This window comes from Pseudomonas sp. KBW05 (assembly GCF_003852405.1).
In the GTDB taxonomy this organism is placed as follows: Bacteria; Pseudomonadota; Gammaproteobacteria; order Pseudomonadales; family Pseudomonadaceae; genus Aquipseudomonas.
The window spans coordinates 1-21,165 of record NZ_QAJM01000025.1 but is presented as its reverse complement, the minus strand read 5'-3'; the positions used below and the strand labels follow the sequence as shown (position 1 = coordinate 21,165).

At 61.9% G+C, this 21,165-nt stretch carries 20 protein-coding genes; 8 read left to right on the top strand and 12 right to left on the bottom strand.

From position 1 onward, the window contains the following. Positions 1–169: 169 nt before the first annotated feature. The 3 genes from cueR to DBR46_RS23625 form a co-directional block, all read right to left on the bottom strand. The gene (gene cueR, locus DBR46_RS23635; protein WP_124528156.1) at positions 170–574 is read right to left on the bottom strand and encodes a Cu(I)-responsive transcriptional regulator; all 405 of its coding nucleotides are present in this window, start codon (positions 572–574) and stop codon (positions 170–172) included. Beyond that, positions 571–2,772 carry a cation-translocating P-type ATPase gene (locus tag DBR46_RS23630; protein WP_124528155.1) on the bottom strand — a complete coding sequence of 734 codons (2,202 nt, stop codon included), beginning with the start codon at positions 2,770–2,772 and terminating at the stop codon, positions 571–573. The genes cueR and DBR46_RS23630 overlap by 4 nt, the downstream gene beginning before the upstream one ends. Before the next feature lie 66 nt (positions 2,773–2,838). Beyond that, positions 2,839–3,219: a hypothetical protein gene (locus DBR46_RS23625; protein WP_017735274.1), complete on the bottom strand. Its 381-nt coding sequence runs from the start codon at positions 3,217–3,219 to the stop codon at positions 2,839–2,841. Between the two features lie 147 nt (positions 3,220–3,366). Here DBR46_RS23625 and DBR46_RS23620 point away from each other — a divergent pair, with 147 nt between their 5' ends. Together DBR46_RS23620 and DBR46_RS23615 are read left to right on the top strand one after the other, a co-directional pair. Then, positions 3,367–3,564, top strand: coding sequence for a heavy-metal-associated domain-containing protein (locus DBR46_RS23620; protein WP_017735273.1), 198 nt, complete (start codon positions 3,367–3,369; stop codon positions 3,562–3,564). Between the two features lie 87 nt (positions 3,565–3,651). Further along, the gene (locus tag DBR46_RS23615; protein WP_124528154.1) at positions 3,652–4,845 is read left to right on the top strand and encodes a multidrug effflux MFS transporter; all 1,194 of its coding nucleotides are present in this window, start codon (positions 3,652–3,654) and stop codon (positions 4,843–4,845) included. A gap of 8 nt (positions 4,846–4,853) precedes the next feature. Here DBR46_RS23615 and DBR46_RS30365 read toward each other — a convergent pair whose 3' ends face one another. Together DBR46_RS30365 and DBR46_RS23610 are read right to left on the bottom strand one after the other, a co-directional pair. Beyond that, positions 4,854–5,027: a hypothetical protein gene (locus DBR46_RS30365; RefSeq protein ID WP_177414118.1), complete on the bottom strand. Its 174-nt coding sequence runs from the start codon at positions 5,025–5,027 to the stop codon at positions 4,854–4,856. Between the two features lie 145 nt (positions 5,028–5,172). Then, positions 5,173–6,186, bottom strand: coding sequence for a zinc-binding alcohol dehydrogenase family protein (locus tag DBR46_RS23610; RefSeq protein ID WP_124528153.1), 1,014 nt, complete (start codon positions 6,184–6,186; stop codon positions 5,173–5,175). Positions 6,187–6,306: 120 nt separating this feature from the next. On the opposite strand from DBR46_RS23610, the gene DBR46_RS23605 reads away from it, so the two are divergent. The 3 genes from DBR46_RS23605 to DBR46_RS23595 all read left to right on the top strand — a co-directional run bounded on the left by DBR46_RS23605 (position 6,307) and on the right by DBR46_RS23595 (position 9,541). After that, positions 6,307–7,236: a LysR family transcriptional regulator gene (locus DBR46_RS23605; protein WP_124528152.1), complete on the top strand. Its 930-nt coding sequence runs from the start codon at positions 6,307–6,309 to the stop codon at positions 7,234–7,236. A 132-nt stretch (positions 7,237–7,368) separates the two neighbouring features. Continuing rightward, positions 7,369–8,064 (top strand): helix-turn-helix transcriptional regulator, encoded by a 696-nt coding sequence (locus DBR46_RS23600; RefSeq protein WP_124528151.1) that lies wholly within the window; start codon positions 7,369–7,371, stop codon positions 8,062–8,064. Between the two features lie 106 nt (positions 8,065–8,170). Next, positions 8,171–9,541 carry an MFS transporter gene (locus DBR46_RS23595; RefSeq protein ID WP_124528150.1) on the top strand — a complete coding sequence of 457 codons (1,371 nt, stop codon included), beginning with the start codon at positions 8,171–8,173 and terminating at the stop codon, positions 9,539–9,541. Positions 9,542–9,710: 169 nt separating this feature from the next. On the opposite strand, the gene DBR46_RS23590 is transcribed toward DBR46_RS23595, so the two are convergent. Continuing rightward, positions 9,711–10,664 (bottom strand): adenosine deaminase, encoded by a 954-nt coding sequence (locus DBR46_RS23590; protein WP_017735266.1) that lies wholly within the window; start codon positions 10,662–10,664, stop codon positions 9,711–9,713. Positions 10,665–10,858: 194 nt separating this feature from the next. Here DBR46_RS23590 and DBR46_RS23585 point away from each other — a divergent pair, with 194 nt between their 5' ends. Beyond that, entirely contained in the window at positions 10,859–11,944 is a 1,086-nt protein-coding gene (locus DBR46_RS23585) for a calcium:proton antiporter (protein WP_124528149.1), read from the top strand. A gap of 136 nt (positions 11,945–12,080) precedes the next feature. On the opposite strand, the gene DBR46_RS23580 is transcribed toward DBR46_RS23585, so the two are convergent. The 6 genes from DBR46_RS23580 to DBR46_RS23555 form a co-directional block, all read right to left on the bottom strand. Next, positions 12,081–13,439 carry an 8-oxoguanine deaminase gene (locus tag DBR46_RS23580; RefSeq protein ID WP_124528148.1) on the bottom strand — a complete coding sequence of 453 codons (1,359 nt, stop codon included), beginning with the start codon at positions 13,437–13,439 and terminating at the stop codon, positions 12,081–12,083. Positions 13,440–13,584: 145 nt separating this feature from the next. Beyond that, positions 13,585–14,271, bottom strand: a complete 687-nt coding sequence (locus DBR46_RS23575) for an SDR family oxidoreductase (RefSeq protein ID WP_017735263.1) — start codon at positions 14,269–14,271, stop codon at positions 13,585–13,587. A gap of 34 nt (positions 14,272–14,305) precedes the next feature. Further along, the gene (locus tag DBR46_RS23570) at positions 14,306–14,887 is read right to left on the bottom strand and encodes a YigZ family protein (RefSeq protein WP_124528147.1); all 582 of its coding nucleotides are present in this window, start codon (positions 14,885–14,887) and stop codon (positions 14,306–14,308) included. A 12-nt stretch (positions 14,888–14,899) separates the two neighbouring features. Next, a complete protein-coding gene (locus DBR46_RS23565) occupies positions 14,900–15,559 on the bottom strand; it encodes a TetR/AcrR family transcriptional regulator (protein ID WP_017735261.1) in 660 nt (219 codons plus the stop codon). 87 nt (positions 15,560–15,646) lie between these two features. Continuing rightward, positions 15,647–17,038: a uracil-xanthine permease family protein gene (locus DBR46_RS23560; RefSeq protein ID WP_124528146.1), complete on the bottom strand. Its 1,392-nt coding sequence runs from the start codon at positions 17,036–17,038 to the stop codon at positions 15,647–15,649. 79 nt (positions 17,039–17,117) lie between these two features. Then, complete coding sequence (locus tag DBR46_RS23555) at positions 17,118–18,038, bottom strand: LysR family transcriptional regulator (RefSeq protein WP_124528145.1); 921 nt, start codon at positions 18,036–18,038, stop codon at positions 17,118–17,120. Between the two features lie 125 nt (positions 18,039–18,163). Between DBR46_RS23555 and DBR46_RS23550 the strand changes: the two genes are divergently transcribed. After that, positions 18,164–19,513, top strand: coding sequence for an aspartate aminotransferase family protein (locus DBR46_RS23550; protein WP_124528144.1), 1,350 nt, complete (start codon positions 18,164–18,166; stop codon positions 19,511–19,513). Positions 19,514–19,552: 39 nt separating this feature from the next. Next, complete coding sequence (locus tag DBR46_RS23545) at positions 19,553–21,046, top strand: CoA-acylating methylmalonate-semialdehyde dehydrogenase (protein WP_124528143.1); 1,494 nt, start codon at positions 19,553–19,555, stop codon at positions 21,044–21,046. The last annotated feature ends 119 nt before the right edge of the window (positions 21,047–21,165 follow it).

Below are 21,165 nucleotides of genomic sequence, written 5' to 3'. Positions count from 1 at the left end.
GCCACCGCCGCCGCCTTGGATGCAGTAATTTTCAGGCCAGCGGAGATCTGAAAAATGTGGGAGCGGGCTTGCTCGCGAATGCGGTGGATCAGTGATTATATCTTTGACTGACACACCGTCTTCGCGAGCAAGCCCGCTCCCACATTGGGTTCTGCGTTTTGTCAGTAGATCATCCGGTGCAGCAGCTACCGGAGGCCAACTCCTTGAGAATCGGACAATCCGGCCGATGATCGCCCTGGCAGTGCTCCACCAGGTCTTGCAACGTATCGCGCAACTGCCCCAACTCCAGAATCTTCTGATTCAACTCATCGATATGCTGGCGCGCCAACGCCTTCACATCGGCGCTGGCCCGTTGCCGGTCCTGCCACAGGGTCAGCAGCTTGCCGACCTCTTCCAATGAAAACCCCAGGTCCCGCGAGCGTTTGATAAACGCCAGGGTGTGCAGGTCGTCGGCACCGTACACGCGGTAGCCGCTGTCGGTGCGGTGGGCGGCTTTGAGCAGGCCGATGGATTCGTAGTAGCGAATCATCTTGGCGCTGAGCCCGCTCTGGCGTGCGGCTTGGCCGATGTTCATGGGCGATGGTCCTCCAGGTCCTTGGGTTTCCAGGTTTTCAGCAGCAGGGCATTGCTCACCACGCTGACGCTCGACAGCGCCATCGCCGCGCCGGCCAGCACCGGGTTGAGCAGGCCGAACGCCGCCAGGGGGATGCCGATCAAGTTATACACAAAGGCCCAGAACAGGTTCTGGCGGATTTTTGCGTAGGTCTTGCGGCTGATCTCCAGCGCCGCCGGCACCAGGCGCGGATCGCCGCGCATCAGGGTGATGCCGGCCGCGTGCATGGCCACGTCGGTGCCGCCGCCCATGGCGATGCCGATGTCGGCGGCCGCCAGGGCCGGGGCGTCGTTGATGCCGTCGCCGACCATGGCCACCACGCCGGTTTTTTTCAACTCGGCGACGGTGGCGGCTTTGTCGGCGGGCAGCACTTCGGCGTGTACGTCGTCGATGCCCAGCGCTTCGGCCACCACACGGGCACTGCCACGGTTGTCGCCGGTGAGCAGGTGGCTGCTGATGTGCTGCGCCTTGAGCAGGTGTACCGCTTCCAGCGCGCCGGGCTTGAGGGTGTCGCCAAAGGCAAACAGCCCCAGCACACGGGGTTGCGCGCCTTGCTCGATCAGCCAGGACAAGGTGCGACCTTCGGCCTCCCAGGCCTTGGCGGAGTCGGCGAGATCGCCGGCGTTCAAACCGCTTTCTTCGAGCAGGCGGCGATTGCCCAGGGCCAACTGCCGACCGTCAAGGGTACCGGCGATGCCGCGTCCGGTCAGGGACTGGCTGGCGCTGACATCCGCCACGTCCAGCCCTTGTTCGCTGCACGCATCCAGCACGGCCTTGGCCAGCGGGTGTTCGCTGCCGCGTTGCAGCGCACCGGCCTGTTGCAACAGCAGGGCTTCGTTGCCATCCACGGCGGCGAGGTGGGCGATTTTCGGCGCGCCGGAGGTGAGTGTGCCGGTCTTGTCAAAGACCACCGCGCTCACTTCATGGGCGCGTTCCAGGGCTTCGGCATCCTTGATCAGAATGCCATGGCGCGCAGCCACGCCGGTGCCGGCCATGATTGCAGTCGGTGTGGCCAGGCCCAGGGCGCACGGGCAGGCAATCACCAGCACGGCCACCGCATTGATGATCGCGGTTTCCAGCGACGCGCCGTACAGCCACCACCCCACCAACGTGACCAACGCCAGCACCAGCACGGCAGGCACGAACACTTGGCTGACTTTATCCACCAGTTTCTGGATCGGCGCCTTGGCGGCCTGGGCGTCTTCCACCAGGCGGATGATCCGCGCCAGTACGCTTTCGGCACCCAGGGCGGTGGTGCGTACCAGCAGGCGGCCTTCGCCGTTGATGGCGCCGCCGGTGACCTTGTCCCCCGGCTGTTTGGGCACCGGTAGGCTTTCGCCGCTGATCAGCGCTTCGTCGGCGTGGCTTTGGCCTTCGACCACTTCACCGTCCACCGGGAAGCGTTCGCCGGGTTTGACCAGCACCAAGTCTTCAAGGGTCAGGGCGCTGATGGCGACGTCTTCTTCACGCCCGCCGCTTACCCGAATCGCGCGCTCCGGGCGCAGGGCTTCCAGGGCGCGGATGGCGCTGGCGGTCTGGCGCTTGGCGCGGCTTTCGAGGTATTTGCCCAGCAGCACCAGGGCGATCACCACGGCCGAGGCTTCGAAGTACAGGTGCGGTGCCATGCCGGGGTGGGCGGTGAGCCATTCATAGATGCTCAGGCCATAACCGGCGCTGGTGCCGATGGCCACCAGCAGGTCCATGTTGCCAGCACCGGCGCGCACGGCTTTCCAGGCGGCTATATAGAAGCGCGCACCAAAGATGAACTGCACCGGGGTGGCCAGGGCGAATTGCACCCAGGCGGGCAGCATCCAGTGCAGGCCGAAGGGTTCCACCAGCATCGGCAGCACCAGTGGCAGCGCCAAGGCAATCGCAAACACCAGCGACCAGCGCTCGCGGTGCAGGCGCTTGGCCTGATCGACCTCGGTGGCGGTTTCGCTTTGCGGCAGGCTGGCGGTGTAGCCGGCTTTGTCGACGGCGGCGATCAATACGCTGGGGTCCATCTGGCCCGCGACTTCGACGTGGGCGCGTTCGTTGGCCAGGTTGACGCTGACGCTTTGCACCCCCGGCACCTTGCCCAGCGCGCGCTCGACGCGGCCGGCACAGCTGGCACAGGTCATGCCGCTGATGGGCAGGTCAAAGGTGGTCGATCCATTCATGGGGCAGTCCTCCAGGAGAAGTTGCCCCTAGGATCAACCTTGACCTGTGGGGAAGGTCAAGGGTGTTTAGTATTCCAATGCGGCAGGCTTGAGGTACATGCCGTCCGGGCCTTGGGCGATGCGCAACTTGCGCACGTCCCCGACCTTCAGGGTGATGTTCTGCGCCGGTGGCGCCAGCAGGCCCGGCAGGCAGCCCGGCGCCTGGCCCGGCAGCAACTTGAGGCGCAGCGACAGGTTGCCCGCCGGCAGGTTGAACGAGGTGGCTTGTTCCTGGAACAGCCGCCCGGCCAGCTGATCATTGAGGTACAGGCCGATTTCGCAATTGGTCGGCACTTCCAGGCGTTCCCGGGAAATAATCAACACCGCGTAGTCTTCTGCGGCACTGGCCATCGGTGCGGCGGCAGACAAGCTCATCAGGCCGGCAAGGGCAAAAAACGACCAGCGCATGGCGAATGCTCCGTGGTTCAAATCAAAGATGGCTCAAGCTTGGCCGAGCGCGCGAGCGAATACCAGCCCGGCCGATGTTTTAGGCGCTTGACCTTGCCATGATGGCAAGGTCGAGACTGCGTCCACCCTCAATCAAGGAGTCATGTCATGCAAGTATTCAGTGTTGAAGGAATGACCTGTGGCCATTGCGTCAAGTCGGTCACCCAGGCGGTGCAGAGCCAGGACCCGGCGGCCAGTGTGAAGGTCGATCTGGCGGCCAAGGAAGTCGGGGTCGAGAGTCGTTTGTCGGCCGAGCAAATCATCAGTGCGATCACCGAAGAAGGCTACAGCGCCAAGCTCGCCTGATTTTTCAATAGTTAGCGAGCTATCGTAATGTTCAAGGCACCCAAGCGCGGCTAGACTGTCGGGCTGCCGACTCACTTGGGTGCCTTCATGAACCTGCGCATTATCCTGATCCTGGGCGCCTTGAGCGCCTTCGCGCCGTTGGCGATCGATTTTTACCTGCCGGGCTTCCCCGCCATGGCGATCGCTTTTGGCACCGACGAAAAACATGTCCAGCAAACCCTGGCCGTGTATTTCATCGGCCTGGCCATTGGCCAATTGATCTACGGCCCGCTGGCCGACCGCTTTGGCCGGCGTGTTCCGCTGCTCAGTGGCGTCACGCTGTTTACCTTGGCGTCCTTCGCCTGCGCCTATGCGCCGTCCCTGGATTGGCTGATTGCCGCGCGTTTCGTCCAGGCCCTGGGCGGTTGTGCGGGCATGGTGATTTCCCGCGCGGTGGTCAGCGACAAATGTGACGCGGTGGGCTCGGCCAAAGTGTTTTCCCAACTGATGCTGGTCACCGGGCTGGCGCCGATCCTCGCGCCGCTGGCGGGTGGGGTGATGGTTGGGGTGTGGGGCTGGCAGTCGATCTTCCTCGCGCTGACGTTTTTCAGCGTGATGGCGGCAGTGGCGGTTGCCGTCGGTCTGCCGGAAACCTTCCCGGCCCATCAGCCGCGCCAGCCATTGTCTGGCTCGCTGCGTCGCTACCTGTCGTTGCTGTCGGACCGGGTGTACCTCGGTTATGCGCTCACCGGCGGTATTGCGATTGGCGGGATGTTTGCCTACATCGCCGGTTCACCTTTCGTATTTATCAAACTGTATGGCGTGCCCGCCGAGCATTACGGCTGGGTCTTTGGCTCCAATGCGGCTGGTTTTATCTTGATCGCCCAGGTGAACGCCCGGCTGCTGGCCAAGCGTGGCCCGGCGTTTCTGCTGTCGCGCAGCGTGTGGGTGTACCTGGCGGCGGCCCTGTCGTTGCTGGCGATCAGTGCCTTGCACACCGATGCGCTGTGGCCGCTGCTGGTGCCGCTGTTTATCTGCATCGCAAGCCTGGGCTGCATTCTGCCCAACACCTCGGCCTGCGCCATGAGCGGGCAAGGGGCGCGGGCGGGCAGTGCGTCGGCCTTGCTCGGTTGCATTCAGTTTGGTGTGGCGGCGGGCGCGGCGTCGTTGGTCGGCCTGTTGCACGATGGCACGGCGATGCCGATGGCCATGGTCATCAGCTTGTGTGGTGTATTGGCGGTGACGGTGGCCGTCTCGACCCAGCGCCTGCAACGGGCTCGGGCCGCGCAAGCGCAGGTCTGAGATGCGGGTCAGCCAGCGGCGGAACGTTGCTGGTTGAGGGGGATGGTGTGGGGCGCCTGGATACGGGCTTGCAGGGTCTCGGCAAAGGCGCGGGCCTCGGCCTCACTGTGGAAGGTGATGGCCTTCTGGTCGAGGCGCACTTCCCATTGGGATTTTGCTAACGCTTTTATCAGGATCTTCATTGCTGACTTCCTCACGTAAAAGAATCGTGGCAAAGGCGGCCAATATAAACCCGAATACGCTTGCAAATATGACAAAGGTCAACTGTCGGACTAATGGTGTCGTCCATCACCCACAGCAGTAATGGACGACACCTACAGACCTTTGTCAGAACCCTTCCAGTACGATCTTGCCCTTGGCCTTGCCGCTCTCCAGCAGCGCATGGGCGCGGCGCAGGTTGGCCGCATTGATCACGCCGAAGTGCTCACCCACTGTGGTTTCCAGGGTGCCGGCGTCGATCAGCTCGGCCACGCGGTTGAGCAGGTGATGCTGCTCGATCATGTCCGGGGTCTCGAACATTGAGCGGGTGTACATGAACTCCCAGTGCAGCGACAGGCTCTTGCGCTTGAGCTTGCTGACGTCCAGCGCCTTGGGATCGTCGATCAGTGCCAGCTTGCCTTGGGGTTGCAGGGCTTCGACCAATTGGTCCAGGTGCTGGTCGGTCTGGGTCAGGCTGGCGACGTGGGTCACGTGGGCGACCCCCGCGCGTTTCAACGCTTCGCTGAGCGGCTGGCTGTGGTCAATCACCAGGTCGGCCCCCAGCGCCTTGGCCCAGGCCTGGGTTTCCGGGCGCGAAGCGGTGCCGATGACACGCAGCGCCGTGAGTTGGCTGGCCAGTTGGGTCAGGATCGACCCCACGCCACCGGCTGCGCCCACGATCAGCAGGCTCTGGCCCTGATCCTCTTTGCTTTCACGCACTTGCAGGCGCTCGAAGAGCAATTCCCACGCGGTGATAGCGGTCAGCGGCAGTGCCGCGGCGTCGGCGAAACCCAGGCTTTTTGGCATATGGCCGACGATGCGCTCATCCACCGTGTGCAACTCGCTGTTGCCACCCGGGCGTACGAGGGAGCCGGCGTAGAACACCTTGTCGCCGGCCTTGAACAGCGTGACGTCACTGCCCACGGCCTTGACCACACCGGCCACGTCCCAACCCAGCACCTTGGCGGCGCCGTTTTCCGGGGCGACGTTCTGGCGCACCTTGGTGTCCACCGGGTTGACCGAGATGGCTTTGACTTCCACCAACAGGTCACGCGGGCCGGCGACGGGCTCGGGCAGTTCGATGTCTTGCAGGGACAGGGGATCGTTGATCGGCAGCGAGGCGTAGTAGGCAATGGCTTTCATGGAAGCTCCAGAAAATGGGCGGCTGAACGGGATGGGCAGATAATTGGCTATTTCCCGGCGAGATAAAAGCGGCTAAAACAGAGGTCTGTTTCAATATAATTTTGATAATCGGCGGGGATCATGCTGCGTTTTGATGATTTGCAGTTGTTTGTGCGCGCGGCGGACTTGGGCAGCCTGTCGGCGGCGGCGCGGGTCATGGACCTGTCACCTGCGGTGGCCAGCGCCGCGTTGAAACGTATTGAGCAACAACTGGGCGCGCGCTTGCTGGCCCGCTCCACCCGCAGCCTGCGCCTGACCGCTGAAGGCGAGGGCTTCCTGGAATATGCCCGCGCCGCCTTGGGTTCACTGGACGAGGGTCGCCGGCTATTGGCCAGTGGCCAGGACCATGTCAGTGGCGTGCTGCAACTGTCGGCGCCGTCGGACTTCGGCCGCAACCATCTGTTGGCGTGGCTGGATGAATTCCAGCGTGAGCACCCACAACTGACCGTGCGTTTGTTGCTGGGCGACCGCATTGCCGACCTGTTTCGCCAACCGGTGGACATCGCCCTGCGCTACGGCGAACCCGAAGACTCCAGCCTGATCGCGCTGCCGGTAGCGCCGCAGAATGTGCGTGTGCTGTGCGCCTCGCCCAGCTACCTCGCGCAGTACGGTGAACCCCGCCACCTGGAGCAGTTGGCCCAGCACAATTGCCTGCTGTATATGCTGGGCAGTCGCGTACATGACCATTGGAGTTTTCACGACGGCAAGCGCGACATCAGCCTGACGGTGAGCGGTGACCGTTTCAGTGACGATGCCGATGTGGTGCGGCGCTGGGCGGTGGCGGGTGTGGGGATTGCCTACAAGTCCTGGCTGGATGTAAGCACCGACGTGTTGGCCGGCCGCCTGCGGGTGATCCTGCCGGAGCTGCGGGGCGAGCGAACGCCGCTGAATCTGCTCTGTGCCCACCGCGCCCAATTGAGCAAACCCGTCAACCTGCTGCGCGAAATGCTCGTGGCGCGCTGTGCGACCTTGACCGCGCAATGGCCGGAGCGATTGACCGCTGCGCGATAGCCTCCAAAATCCGAGGAAGTTTCACTCAGATCCTGTCCCTATCCGCGTTGTCAGACGGCGCGGAACCGGCTGCCTGCGCCCCTATACTTTGGTGCCCAGCACAAAAAAAATGGTTCAACAGGGAGTGAACACATGGAAGCAGCACCTTGCATCAGTCACATTGCCAGCCTGCTCGCCGAGCCCAAACGCACCGCCATGCTCTGGGCGTTGATGGACGGCTCGGCGAAGTCTTCGGAGGAATTGGCAGCGCTGGCCGGGCTGTCGCCCGCCTCGGCCGTTGCGCACCTGGCGCGGCTGACCGGAGGTGGCCTGTTGCGCAGCGAGAACCGTCGCGGCCAGCGCTTGTTTCGCGTGGCGGCTGCTGATGTCAGCGCTGCCATTGATGCGTTGGCCAACACCACCATGGCCAGCGCCACGCGCTGTCGGCCGGATGCCGCGCCGTCGGTATTGATCGCGCCCCTGCCGTTACGCCATGCACGGTTGTGCAATGGCCACCTCGGCGGCGAGCTGGCGGCGGGGTTGTATCAGCGGATGTTGGCCGCAGGCTGGATTGAACGGCATGAACAACGCACCGATGTCACGCTCAAGGGCGTGCAGCGCCTGGCGGACCTGGGGATTTACACCCAGGCGCTGGCATCGCCAGTGGCGTGCGACTGTTTCGATTGGAGCCAGCAGCTGCCGCATTTGGGCGGGGCGTTGGGCGCGGGGTTGCTGCAATTGTTCCTGCAATCGAACTGGGTCAGCCTGGTCAAAGAGTCGCAGGCGCTGCAGGTCAACGCCAGTGGGACGGCAGAAATCAACCGATTGGCCGCACCCGAACACCCTTAGCCAAGGGGGGCGTCGTTCAGAGTTTCAGTCAGGTCGCATCCAGCAATAACCCCGCAAAACCATGCCGCACACTCACCGCGGGGACTTTTCACACAGGGGGTGCGGCATGGGTATGCAAGGCTATAGCGCAGCGGAACGGTTGGAGCGGTTGCCCATCAGCGGCTACCACCGAGTTATTTTCATCATCATCGCCCTGGCGTTTTTCTTCGACTCCATGGACCTGGCGATGATGACCTTCCTTTTAGGCTCGATCAAAGCCGAGTTTGGCCTGAGCACGGCCCAGGCCGGGCTGCTGGCGAGTTCGAGTTTTTTCGGCATGGTGGTGGGGGCGTCGTTGTCCGGGATGCTCGCCGACCGCTTCGGGCGCAAGCCGGTGTTCCAGTGGAGCATCGTGTTGTGGGGCATCGCCAGTTACCTGTGTTCCACGGCGCAGACGGTGGAGACGCTGACGCTGTTTCGCATCCTGCTGGGCATCGGCATGGGCATGGAGTTTCCCATCGCGCAATCGATGCTCTCGGAGTTGATTCCGGCCAAACGGCGTGGGCGTTACATCGCCTTGATGGACGGTTTCTGGCCTCTGGGCTTTGTGGCGGCGGGGGTGCTGTCGTACTTCTTGCTGCCGGTGATTGGCTGGCGCGACATCTTCCTGGTGTTGGCGGTGCCAGCGGTGTTTGTGCTGGCGATCCGGTTTTTTATCCCGGAGTCGCCGCGCTGGCTGGAACAGGCCGGCCGGCATGACGCGGCGGACAAGGTGCTACAGGGCATCGAGCAGAAAGTGCGCGACTCCCTGGGCAGTGCGCAACTGCCGGAGCCGATCCGCCTGCCACGGGTAGAGAGCACGCCGGGCACGTTCTTCTCGGCGTTTCAGCAGCTGTGGTCGGCGCAGTATCGCCAACGCACGATGATGATCTGGAGCGTGTGGTTCTTTGCTTTGCTCGGCTTTTACGGGCTGACGTCGTGGTTGAGTGCGCTGTTGCAGCAGTCGGGTTTTGCGGTGACCCAGTCGGTGTACTACACGGTGATCATTTCCCTGGGCGGGATTCCCGGCTTCCTGATGGCGGCCTGGCTGGTGGAGCGCTGGGGACGTAAACCGGTGTGCGTGGTGACGCTGCTGGGCGGCGGGGTGATGGCGTTTCTGTATGGGCAAAGTGCGGTGTTTGGCGGCAATGTGGGCTTGCTGATTACATCGGGCTTGTTGATGCAGTTCTTTTTGTTTGGCATGTGGGCGGTGCTGTACACCTACACGCCGGAGCTGTATCCCACGTCGGCGCGGGCGACCGGGTCCGGGTTTGCCTCGGCGATTGGCCGGGTGGGTTCGTTGCTGGGGCCGATGGTGACCGGGTTGGTGTTTCCAATAACCGGGCAGGGCGGGGTGTTTGCCTTGGGCGCACTGTGTTTTGCGGTGGCGGCGCTGGTGGTGTGGGTGTTTGGGATGGAGACGAAGGGGAAGACTCTGGAAGAGCTGAGCGAAATCTAACCAGCAACACAAAACCCATGTGGGAGTGGGCTTGTGTGGGAGCGGGCTTGCTCGCGAAGAGGGTGTATCAGGCAACTCATTCGTTGCTGACACACTGCCTTCGCGAGCAAGCCCGCTCCCACACAAGCCCGCTCCCACATTTAGCCTGCATTCATCCAGTGAATGCGGGTTACGGCTTGACCAACCGCGCATCCAGGCTGTTCTGCGCCAGGCGTTTGGCCTGGTCCTGGGTCATGCCCAGCGAGGTGTGCAGCGCGTGGAAGTTCTCGGTGACATAACCACCGAAGTACGCCGGGTCATCGGAGTTCACCGTGACCTTCACGCCACGCTCAAGCATGTCGAGGATGTTGTGCTGGGCCATGTCGTCGAACACGCACAGCTTGGTGTTGGACAACGGGCACACGGTCAACGGGATCTGCTCGTCGATGATGCGCTGCATCAGGCGCTCGTCTTCGATAGCGCGCACGCCATGGTCGATACGCTGGATTTTCAGCAGGTCGAGGGCTTCCCAGATGTACTCGGGCGGGCCTTCTTCGCCAGCGTGGGCGACGGTGAGGAAGCCTTCGTGGCGGGCACGGTCGAACACACGCTGGAACTTGCTTGGCGGGTGACCCATTTCCGAGCTGTCCAGGCCCACGGCCACGAACGCGTCACGGAACGGCAGGGCCATGTCGAGGGTTTTCTCTGCTTCGGCTTCGCTCAGGTGGCGCAGGAAGCTGAGGATCAAACCGCTGGTGATGCCCAGTTGCTGTTCGCCATCTTTGAGTGCGGCGGCGATGCCGTTGAGCACCACTTCGAACGGGATGCCACGGTCGGTGTGGGTCTGTGGGTCAAAGAACGGTTCGGTGTGGATCACGTTCTGTTCTTTGCAGCGCAGCAGGTAGGCCCAGGTCAGGTCGTAGAAATCCTGGGACGTGCGCAGCACATCGGCGCCCTTGTAGTACAGGTCGAGAAACTCTTGCAGGTTGTTGAAGGCGTAGGCCTTGCGCAGGGTTTCGACGTCGTTCCACGGCAACGCAATCTTGTTGCGCTCGGCCAGGGCAAACAGCAGCTCAGGCTCCAGCGAACCCTCCAGGTGCAGGTGCAGTTCAGCCTTGGGCAGGGCGTTGAGCCAATCGTACATTTTCTAAATTCTCATCAGGTGCAATGGCGGCATTCTACAGGCCATGGCTGAAATAATTGGCAAAACCTGACCAGCAGGATTGTTTTCGTTGCATTCGCGCAAGGGCCGCGTGAACTAAGGTGTAACGAAACGTTAGCAGCCTGCCGTAGTCTGTACCCCATCAATGACTGATTCGCTGTTTGATAAGGCCCGCAATGTTCACATCCCTCAAGCAAGAAAAATTCATGCTGCTGGCGCTGCTTGCCGCCATCGCCGCCTACCCGCTGGAACACTGGATGCTCAACAGTGGCCAGGGCGTAGCGCTGCTCGGCGGGGTGGTGCTGATCGTGTTTATCGTGATCGCCTCGATGCGCGTGGCGCACCACGCCGAGCAGCTCGCGGAAAAGGTCGGCGACCCCTACGGCACCATGATCCTGACCCTCGCCGCCGTGCTGGTGGAAGTGGTGATCCTGGCGATCATGATGAGTAACGAGCCGTCGCCGACCCTGGTGCGCGACACCATCTATTCCGCCGTGATGCTCGACATCAACGGCATCCTCGGCCTGGCCGCGCTGATGGGTGGCATCAAGCATGGCGAACAGTCCTACAACGACGACTCGGCACGCAGCTACAGCGTGATGATCCTCACCGCCATGGGCGTGTCGATGGTGGTGCCGGAATTTATCCCCGAGGCTGACTGGAAAATTTACTCGGCCTTCACCATTGGCGCGATGGTGGTGCTCTACACCCTGTTCCTGCGCATGCAGGTGGGGCCTCACAGTTATTTCTTCAGCTACAACTACCCGGAGAAACGCGGCAAGAAACCGTCGGAAGAAGCGCCGTCGGTCAACCTGGCGTTTTCCATCGGCACCTTGGTGTTTGGCGTGATTGTGATTGGCGCGTTGGCCGAGGTGATGTCGAAAACCCTGGACCTGGGCCTGGAAGGCACGGGCGCGCCGCCGGTGATCACGGCGATTGTGGTGGCGGCTATTTCGGCGGCACCGGAGATTTTGACGGCGTTGCGCGCAGCCTTGGCCAACCGCATGCAGTCGGTGGTGAACATTGCGTTGGGCGCATCCCTGTCGACAGTGATCCTGACGGTGCCGGTGATGGAGGCGATGGCGCTCTACACCGGGCAGCCGTTCCAGATGGCGATGACGCCGGTGCAGACGGTGATGGTGTTTATCACGCTGATTGTCAGTGCGATCAACCTCAACGATGGTGAAACCAATGCCATTGAGGGAATGACGCATTTTGTGTTGTTTGCGACGTTTATCATGTTGTCGCTGTTGGGCCTTTAACCGGATTTACTGACCTCAACAGGGCCCAATGTGGGAGCGGGCTTGCTCGCGAATGCGGTCTGGCAGTCAACGATGAGTTGTCTGATCCACCGCATTCGCGAGCAAGCCCGCTCCCACATTTGGAACTGCGCTTGGCTTAGGTTCCGGCGATTAGTTGGCGGGCGGCTTGGGTGTGATCGGCGATCAGACCTTTCAAGTCCAAGCCTTCCACTTGACCATCAATCACCCGCCACTTACCCGCCACCATCACCCGGTCCGCCCGGTCAGCGCCGCACAACAACAGCGCCGAAATCGGATCATGGCTGCCGGAGAAGCGCAGCTCATCGAGCTTGAACAGCGCCAGGTCGGCCTGTTTGCCTACGGCCAGTTCGCCGATGTCCGTGCGCCCCAGCAACTGCGCCGAGCCTTTGGTCGCCCAACCCAGCACGCCTTCAGGGGTGATCTTTTCCGCACCGTAGCGCAGGCGCTGGATGTACAGGGCCTGGCGCGCTTCGAGGATCATGTTGGATGCATCGTTGGAGGCCGAGCCGTCCACGCCCAGGCCGATCGGCGCGCCGGCGGCGAGCAGGTCGAGGGTCGGGCAGATGCCGGACGCCAGGCGCATGTTCGAGCTTGGGCAATGGCAGATGCCAGTGCCGGCCGCGCCGAGGCGTTCGATTTCATCCGGGTTGAAGTGAATGCCGTGGGCCAGCCAGGTGCGCGGGCCGAGCCAGCCGACGCTGTCGAGGTAGTCCACGGTGCGCAGGCCAAAACGTTGCAGGCAGAAGTCTTCTTCGTCGAGGGTTTCCGCCAGGTGCGTATGTAGGCGTACGTCGAGGCTGTCAGCCAATTCGGCGCTGGCGCGCATGATTTCCGGGGTGACGGAAAACGGCGAGCACGGCGCCAGGGCGATCTGGATTTGCGCGCCGTCGTTGCGCTGGTGGTACTCGCGGATCAGGCGCTGGCTGTCGTCGAGGATCACTTGGCCTTGTTGCACCGTTTGTTGCGGCGGCAGGCCGCCATCGGCTTCGCCCAAACTCATGGAACCGCGGGTGAGCATGGCGCGCATGCCCAGTTCGCGCACGCTTTGCACTTGCACGTCGATGGCGTTTTCCAGGCCGTCGGGGAACAGGTAGTGGTGATCGGCCGCCGTGGTGCAGCCCGACAGCAGCAGTTCGGCCAGCGCAACTTTGGTGGCGAGGGCGAGTTTTTCCGGGGTGAGCCGGGCCCAGACCGGGTACAGGGTTTTCAGCCACGGGAATAATGGCTGGTTGACCACCGGCGCCCAGGCGCGGGTCAGGGTTTGATAGAAATGGTGGTGGGTGTTGATCAGGCCCGGCAGGATCACATGTTCACGGGCATCGAAGGTTTGTGTGCAGGGCTGGGCGGGTGTTTGGCCCAGGGCCAGCACTTCGCTGATCACAGCGTCTTGCAGCACCAGGCCGCCACGGGCGTCGAGGCCATTGGCAGTGAAAATCGCGAGGGGGTTTTTTAACCAGATACGGGTCGCAGGCATTGGCCGGCTCCTCTGAATGATGGGTTCAGGTTTGCCAGCTCAGTGTTGCCCTGTCTGCTGATCCAGGGTCGCCGGTGAAGGCGAGGGGGCAGTCTACCCGTGGATCGTTATCGACGGCAATCGGTCGATAACGACCCTTTGTCGCTTACCAGGCGATGGTGTCGCCTTTGTAGTCGATGAAGTGATGGCCGCCTTTCCCGGTGTAGGCATTTACCTGATCCACCAGGCCGCGCACGCTGGTGTCGACATCGATGTGGGCATTTTCGCCGCCCATGTCGGTCTTTACCCAGCCCGGGTGCAGTGACAGCACGGTGAGTTTTTGCCCGCCCAGTTGGGTGACGAAGCTGTTGGTCATGGAATTGAGCGCGGCCTTGCTGGCCTTGTACAGCGCCAGGTCGGAGCCGTCGGGGATGGTCACGCTGCCCAGCACCGAACTCATGAAGGCCAGCACGCCGCTGTCTTTGCGGATCTGCCCGACAAAGCGCTGGGCCAGGTTGATCGGTGCCACGGCATTGGTGAAGAACAACTGGCCGACTTCCGCCAGGGTGGCGTGGCCAGGCTCCTGGTTGGCGGGGCCTTTGACACCGGCGTTGACGAACAGCAGGTCAAAGGTGCGGTCCTTGAGGCGCTGGCTCAGGGCGATCACGGCTTGCTGATCGTCCATGTCGAGTTTCTCGATCTGCACCGGTCCCACGGCCTTGAGTGCGTCGGCCTTGCTTGGATCACGCACGGTGGCGGTCACGTCCCAGCCGTCCTGGAGCAGTTGCTTGACCAGGCCAAGGCCCAGCCCGCGCGAGGCGCCGATGATCAGTGCGGTTTTTGGCGTAGACATGAAAAGCTTCCTTTGGAGTCGCGGTTCAGGGAGTTCAGCGTTGGAGCAGGATACGCCCACGGCTGAGGTCGGCGAGTTGAATTTGCAGGGTATCGATATGCGCTTCGCCTACGGCGAGTTGTAGCTCGACGCCGTTGGCGGTGAAGGATTCTTCCACGACCAGCCCGCCCAGTTCGGCGACGCGCAGTTTCACCAGGTTCAATTCCGCGAACCCGCAGGCGCAGCTCAGCGGTACGCGGCTGATCAGTTCAATGCGTTCGGCGTTTTGCAGGCACTTGTTTGCCCCGCCGCCATACGCGCGGGCGAGGCCACCGGTGCCCAGCTGGATGCCGCCGTACCAGCGGATCACCAGCACCGCGACCTGATCGAAACCCTGTGCTTCGATAGCGGCGAGGATCGGCCGGCCAGCGGTGCCACCGGGTTCGCCGTCGTCATTGCTGCGGTATTGATCGCCAAGCTTCCAGGCCCAGCAGTTGTGCGTGGCGTTCAAGTCGCTGTGTTGCGCGAAAAACGCCTGGGCGTCCTGCGGGCTGGTGATCGGCGCGGCGAGGGTGATAAAGCGGCTTTTGCGGATTTCTTCATGAAATTCGCAAAGGCCGGTGAGCGTGAAAGGCATAAGTCGCTTCGTTTATAGGGCGGGCTTGACGCCACAGCCTTTGAGAATGATGTGGATCAGGTTGGTGCCGGCGTCTTCCATGTCCTGCTTGGTCAGCTTGGTGCGACCGGTGACGCGGCAGATCTGCGTGGCAAAGTCGGCGTAGTGCTGGGTGCTGCCCCACAGCAGGAAGATCAGGTGCACCGGGTCTACCGGGTCCATCTTGCCGGCGTCGATCCAGGCCTGGAATACGGCGGCGCGGCCGCTGAACCAGGCGCGGTAGTCCTGGCTGAAATATTCGGTGAGGCATTCGCCACCGCTGATGATCTCCATGGCGAAGATCCGCGAGGCCTGGGGTTGACGGCGCGAGAACTCCATCTTGGTGCGGATGTAGCGGCTCAGGGCCACGGCCGGGTCATCCTCGGCGGTCAGCGTGTTGAAGGTGCTGTCCCACAGTTCGAGGATATTGCTGAGCACCGCGATATACAGGCCCAGCTTGTTGGTGAAGTAGTAGTGCAAGTTGGCCTTGGGCAGCCCGGCACTGGCAGCAATGGTGTTCATGCTGGTGCCTTTGTAGCCATGGCGCGCGAATTCGTCTTCAGCTGCCTGCAGAATTGCTTGTTCGTTCTTTTGCCGAATGCGGCTGGCGGGTTTTCCGGCGGGGTTGCTGTGGGCAGGAACTTCGAGGCTCATGGAGGTTTCCGTGCAGATCGATAGAGACGACGTGTGCACAGATAACCCACCCTCAAGCCTCAGACAAGTCCTGATGCAATAAAACCGTCAGTGCGATTCCACAGTGTCGCTTTCCGGCGCGTGGTTTGCGGCACGGTTGCCGGCCTTGGCCTCCGGTAATAACAGGCACAACACAATGGCGGTCAGGCCGCCGCTGGTGATGGCCGAGTCGAACAGGTTCTGCACCAGGGTCGGCATCAGGTGCAGCAGGTTCGGTTGGGCAGCGATACCCAGGCCGACGCCGAACGAGGTGGCGATGATCAGCATGCTGCGCCGGTCCAGCGGCGCCTGCGCAAGGATGCGCACACCGGCGGCGGCCACGCTGCCGAACATCACCAGGGTTGCGCCGCCCAGCACCGGTTTGGGGATTTGCTGGAGTACCGCGCCGATCAGCGGAAACAAGCCGAGGCAAAACAGCACGACGCCGATGTATAAGCCGACGTAACGACTGGCCACGCCGGTGAGTTGGATCACGCCGTTGTTCTGCGCGAACGTGGTGTTGGGGAAGGCGCTGAAGGTGGCGGCGATCATGCAACTGACGCCATCACCAAGGACGCCGCCCTTGAGCCGGCTTATATAAGAAGGGCCGCTGATGGGCTGGCGGGCGATCATGCAGTTGGCGGTGAGGTCGCCGACGGTTTCGATGCTGCTGATCAGGTAAATCAGCGCGATGGGTAGGAAAGCGCTCCAGTCGAAGTTGAATCCAAAGCGAAATGGGATCGGCAGGCTGACCAGAGGCAAATCGGGCAGCGCTTGGGGTACAAGCTTGCCACTGAACCAGGCCGCGAGACTGCCGAGGGCGAGGCCGATGATGATGGCCGAGAGTCGCACCCATGGGGTGTTGGAGCGGTTGAGCAGGATGATCGTCAACACCACGAACACGCCCAGCGCCAGGTTGGTGGGGGCGCCGAAGTCGGCGGCGTTGAAGCCACCGCCCAGATCCGTGATGCCGACCTTGATCAAGCTGATACCGATCAGGGTAATGACAATCCCCGTTACCAAAGGCGTGATCACTCGGCGCAGTTGGCCGATAAAGCGGCTGAGCACGATCTGCACCACGGCGCCGAAAAAGCACACGCCGAAGATCATCGCCATGATGTCTTCCGGGCTGCCGCCGCGTTGTTTCACCAAAAAGCCCGCCGACAGCACCGCACCGAGAAACGCAAAACTGGTGCCTTGCAGGCAGATCATCCCGGCGCCGATGCCAAACGGCCGACGTGCCTGGATGAAAGTGCCGACGCCGGAAACCATCAACGCCATGCTGATCAGGTAGGGCAAATGCGCGGTCAGGCCCAGGGTGGAGCCGATGATCAGTGGCGGGGTAATGATGCCGACGAACGCGGCCAGCACATGTTGCAGTGCGGCAAGGAAGGCCGGTGCGGGTTTCGGGCGGTCGTTGAGGCCGTAGATCAGGTCGCTGCTGGAGGATTCTGGTGGCATGGCGGGCAAGCTCAGGGTCTATGTCCTCTGGTTCTTGCAAAAAGCTGTCCAACTGCTCAGCTTTTCGTTTTTGCCCGAGTTAACGGGTGGCGGCCAGGCTTTCCAGGAAGCTTTCCAGCACCAAATGGGGGCGACGGCCTTTGCGCGTGACCGATGCCAGGCTTAAATCGTAAAAACGTGTAGCCGGTTTCAGCGCACGCAGTCGGCCCTGTTGCACCCACAGGCTGGCGTAGTGATCGGGCAGGTAGCCGATGTAGCGGCCGGTGAGGATCAGGAAGGCCATGCCTTCGCGGTCCGAGGCGCTGGCGGTGCAGTTGAGTGCCTGGTAGTGGGCCTGGATATCGGCGGGCAGGCGGAAGGTCGGGGCGATGGCGTCCTGGCTGTCGATGCGGGCGTCGTCCAGTTGTTTGTTGTCGGCATAGAACAGTGGGTGGCCGACGGCGCAATAAAGCAGTGAGCGTTCGCTGTACAGCGGCTGGTATTCCAGCCCCGACAAGGCACTGGCCTGGGGCACCACGCCGACGTGCAGGCGGCCGTCGAGTACGCCTTGCTCGACTTCGTTGGGGGCGATCATGCGGATCTGGATCTGCACATCTGGGCCACGTTCCTTCAACTGCGCCAGGGCGTGGGTGATGCGCATATGGGGCAGGGTGACGAGGTTGTCGGTGAGGCCGATGATCAACTCGCCGCGCAGATGCTGGTGCAGGCCGTTGACCTCGGTGCGGAAACTTTCCAGGGCGCTCAAGAGTTGCAGCGCCGATTGGTAGACCTCGCGGCCTTCTTCAGTCAGGGAGAAACCGGCGCGGCCGCGTTGGCACAGTCTTAACCCGAGGCGTTGCTCAAGATCGCTCATTTGCTGGCTGATGGCGGAGCGGCCGATGCCCAGCACGGTCTCTGCCGCCGAGAAGCCGCCGCATTCGACCACGCTGCGAAAAATGCGCAACAGGCGGATATCGAAGTCGCTGACTTGGGCCAGGGGATCGGGGCGACGGCTGCTCATAGTTTAGTGAAGGCCTGACTGAAGGTTAGAAGAGTTGAATTTCACCGACTTTATCGCCGTGGCAATTTAGCTGCAACAACGCTTTTCAATCCCGACGCTGCCTTTTGCCCTGCGAGGTTTTGCTGATGAACATGCCCGAAAACGCCCCATCGTCCCTGGCCAGCCAATTGAAGCTGGACGCGCACTGGATGCCGTATACCGCCAACCGTAACTTCCAGCGTGATCCGCGCTTGATCGTGGGCGCGGAAGGTAGCTGGTTGATCGATGACAAGGGGCGCAAGGTCTACGACTCGTTGTCGGGCCTGTGGACCTGTGGCGCAGGGCATACGCGCAAGGAAATCCAGGAAGCGGTGGCCAAGCAACTGGGCACCTTGGACTACTCGCCGGGCTTCCAATACGGTCATCCGTTGTCCTTCCAGTTGGCAGAAAAGATTACCGACCTGACCCCTGGCAACCTGAACCACGTGTTCTTTACTGACTCCGGCTCCGAGTGCGCCGATACCGCGGTGAAGATGGTGCGTGGGTACTGGCGCCTGAAGGGCCAGGCCACCAAGACCAAGATGATTGGCCGCGCCCGTGGTTATCACGGTGTGAACATCGCCGGTACCAGCTTGGGCGGTGTGAACGGCAACCGTAAGATTTTTGGTCAGGCAATGATGGATGTTGACCATCTGCCGCACACCTTGCTGGCGAGCAATGCCTTTTCCCGTGGTATGCCGGAGCTGGGTGGCATTGCGCTGGCCGATGAGTTGCTCAAGCTGATCGAGTTGCACGATGCGTCGAACATCGCCGCGGTGTTTGTCGAACCGATGGCCGGTTCTGCGGGTGTGCTGGTGCCGCCGCAGGGGTATCTCAAGCGTTTGCGTGAGATTTGCGATCAACACAACATCCTGCTGGTGTTCGATGAAGTGATTACCGGTTTCGGCCGCACCGGCTCGATGTTTGGTGCCGACAGCTTCGGCGTGACCCCGGACCTGATGTGCATCGCCAAGCAAGTCACCAACGGTGCGATCCCGATGGGCGCGGTGATTGCCAGCAGCGAGATCTACCAGACCTTCATGAACCAGGCGACGCCGGAGTACGCGGTGGAATTCCCCCACGGCTACACCTACTCGGCTCACCCGGTCGCATGCGCCGCTGGCCTGGCGGCGTTGGACCTGCTGCAGAAGGAAAACCTGGTGCAGAGCGTAGCCGAAGTCGCGCCGCACTTTGAGAATGCGCTGCACGGTTTGAAGGGCAGCAAGAACGTGATCGACATCCGTAACTACGGCCTGGCCGGCGCGATCCAGATTGCCCCGCGTGACGGTGATGCCATCGTGCGTCCATTCGAGGCCGGCATGGCTTTGTGGAAAGCCGGTTTCTACGTGCGCTTTGGCGGTGACACCCTGCAGTTCGGGCCAACCTTCAACAGCAAGCCGCAGGACCTGGATCGCCTGTTCGATGCGGTTGGCGAAGTGCTGAACAAGATCGACTGATTTCTCCTTCTATATAGAACAATTTTTCAGGAGCCCCGCATGAGCCTTATCCAGCACTTGATCAACGGTGAGTTGGTCAATGACAGCGGCCGTAGTGCCGACGTGTATAACCCGTCCACTGGCCAGGTGATCCACCAGGTGCCATTGGCCAGTCGTGAAACCATTCAACAGGCGATCGACTCGGCCAAGGCCGCATTCCCGGCCTGGCGCAATACGCCGCCGGCCAAGCGTGCCCAGGTAATGTTCCGTTTCAAGCAATTGCTGGAGCAGAACGAAGCGCGTATCTCGCAGTTGATCAGCGAAGAGCATGGCAAGACGCTGGAAGACGCTGCGGGTGAATTGAAGCGTGGGATCGAGAACGTGGAGTACGCGTGCTCGGCGCCGGAGATTCTGAAGGGCGAGTACAGCCGTAACGTCGGACCGAACATTGATGCGTGGTCGGATTTCCAACCGTTGGGTGTGGTGGCCGGTATTACGCCGTTCAACTTCCCGGCGATGGTGCCGCTGTGGATGTACCCGCTGGCGATCGTTTGCGGTAACTGTTTCATCCTGAAGCCTTCGGAGCGCGATCCAAGTTCGACGCTGCTGATTGCCCAACTGTTGCAGGAAGCCGGCCTGCCTAAAGGTGTGCTGAGCGTGGTGCACGGTGACAAAGGCGCGGTGGATGCGCTGATCGAAGCGCCGGAAGTGAAGGCGCTGAGTTTTGTGGGCTCGACGCCGATTGCCGAATACATCTATTCCGAAGCAACCAAGCGCGGCAAACGCGTGCAGGCGCTGGGCGGGGCGAAGAACCATGCGGTGCTGATGCCGGATGCCGATCTGGATAACGCGGTCAGTGCTTTGATGGGCGCGGCGTACGGTTCGTGCGGTGAGCGTTGCATGGCGATCTCGGTGGCCGTGTGCGTGGGCGACCAGGTGGCCGATGCGTTGATCGCCAAGCTGGTGCCGCAGGTCAAGGCGCTGAAGATTGGTGCGGGAACGTCGTGTGGCCTGGATATGGGGCCGCTGGTAACGGGGCAGGCGCGGGACAAGGTGAGTGGCTATATAGAAGACGGTGTGGCAGCGGGTGCTGAGCTGGTGGTCGATGGCCGTGGTTTGAGCATTGCCGGGCATGAAGAAGGTTTCTTCCTGGGGGGGAGCCTGTTTGATCGCGTGACGCCTGAAATGCGCATCTATAAAGAAGAGATCTTCGGGCCAGTGCTGTGCGTGGTACGGGTGAATAGCCTGGAAGCGGCGATGCAGCTGATCAACGATCACGAATATGGCAACGGCACCTGCATCTTTACCCGTGATGGGGAAGCGGCGCGCCTGTTCTGTGATGAGATTGAAGTGGGTATGGTGGGGGTTAACGTTCCTCTGCCGGTGCCGGTGGCGTATCACAGCTTTGGTGGCTGGAAGCGTTCACTGTTTGGCGACTTGCATGCCTATGGGCCGGATGGCGTGCGTTTCTATACCCGTCGCAAGGCGATTACCCAGCGTTGGCCGCAACGGGCCAGCCATGAAGCGTCGCAGTTTGCTTTCCCTAGCTTGTAACTCTTGAGCTGAAAGCCGGCCCCTTGGGGCCGGCTTTCGCGTTTTTGGGGCTTTTCTGACTTATATGACAGAAATATGAAGAAAGGCATTGACGGCAGATTGTAACTGTCTATAATTCG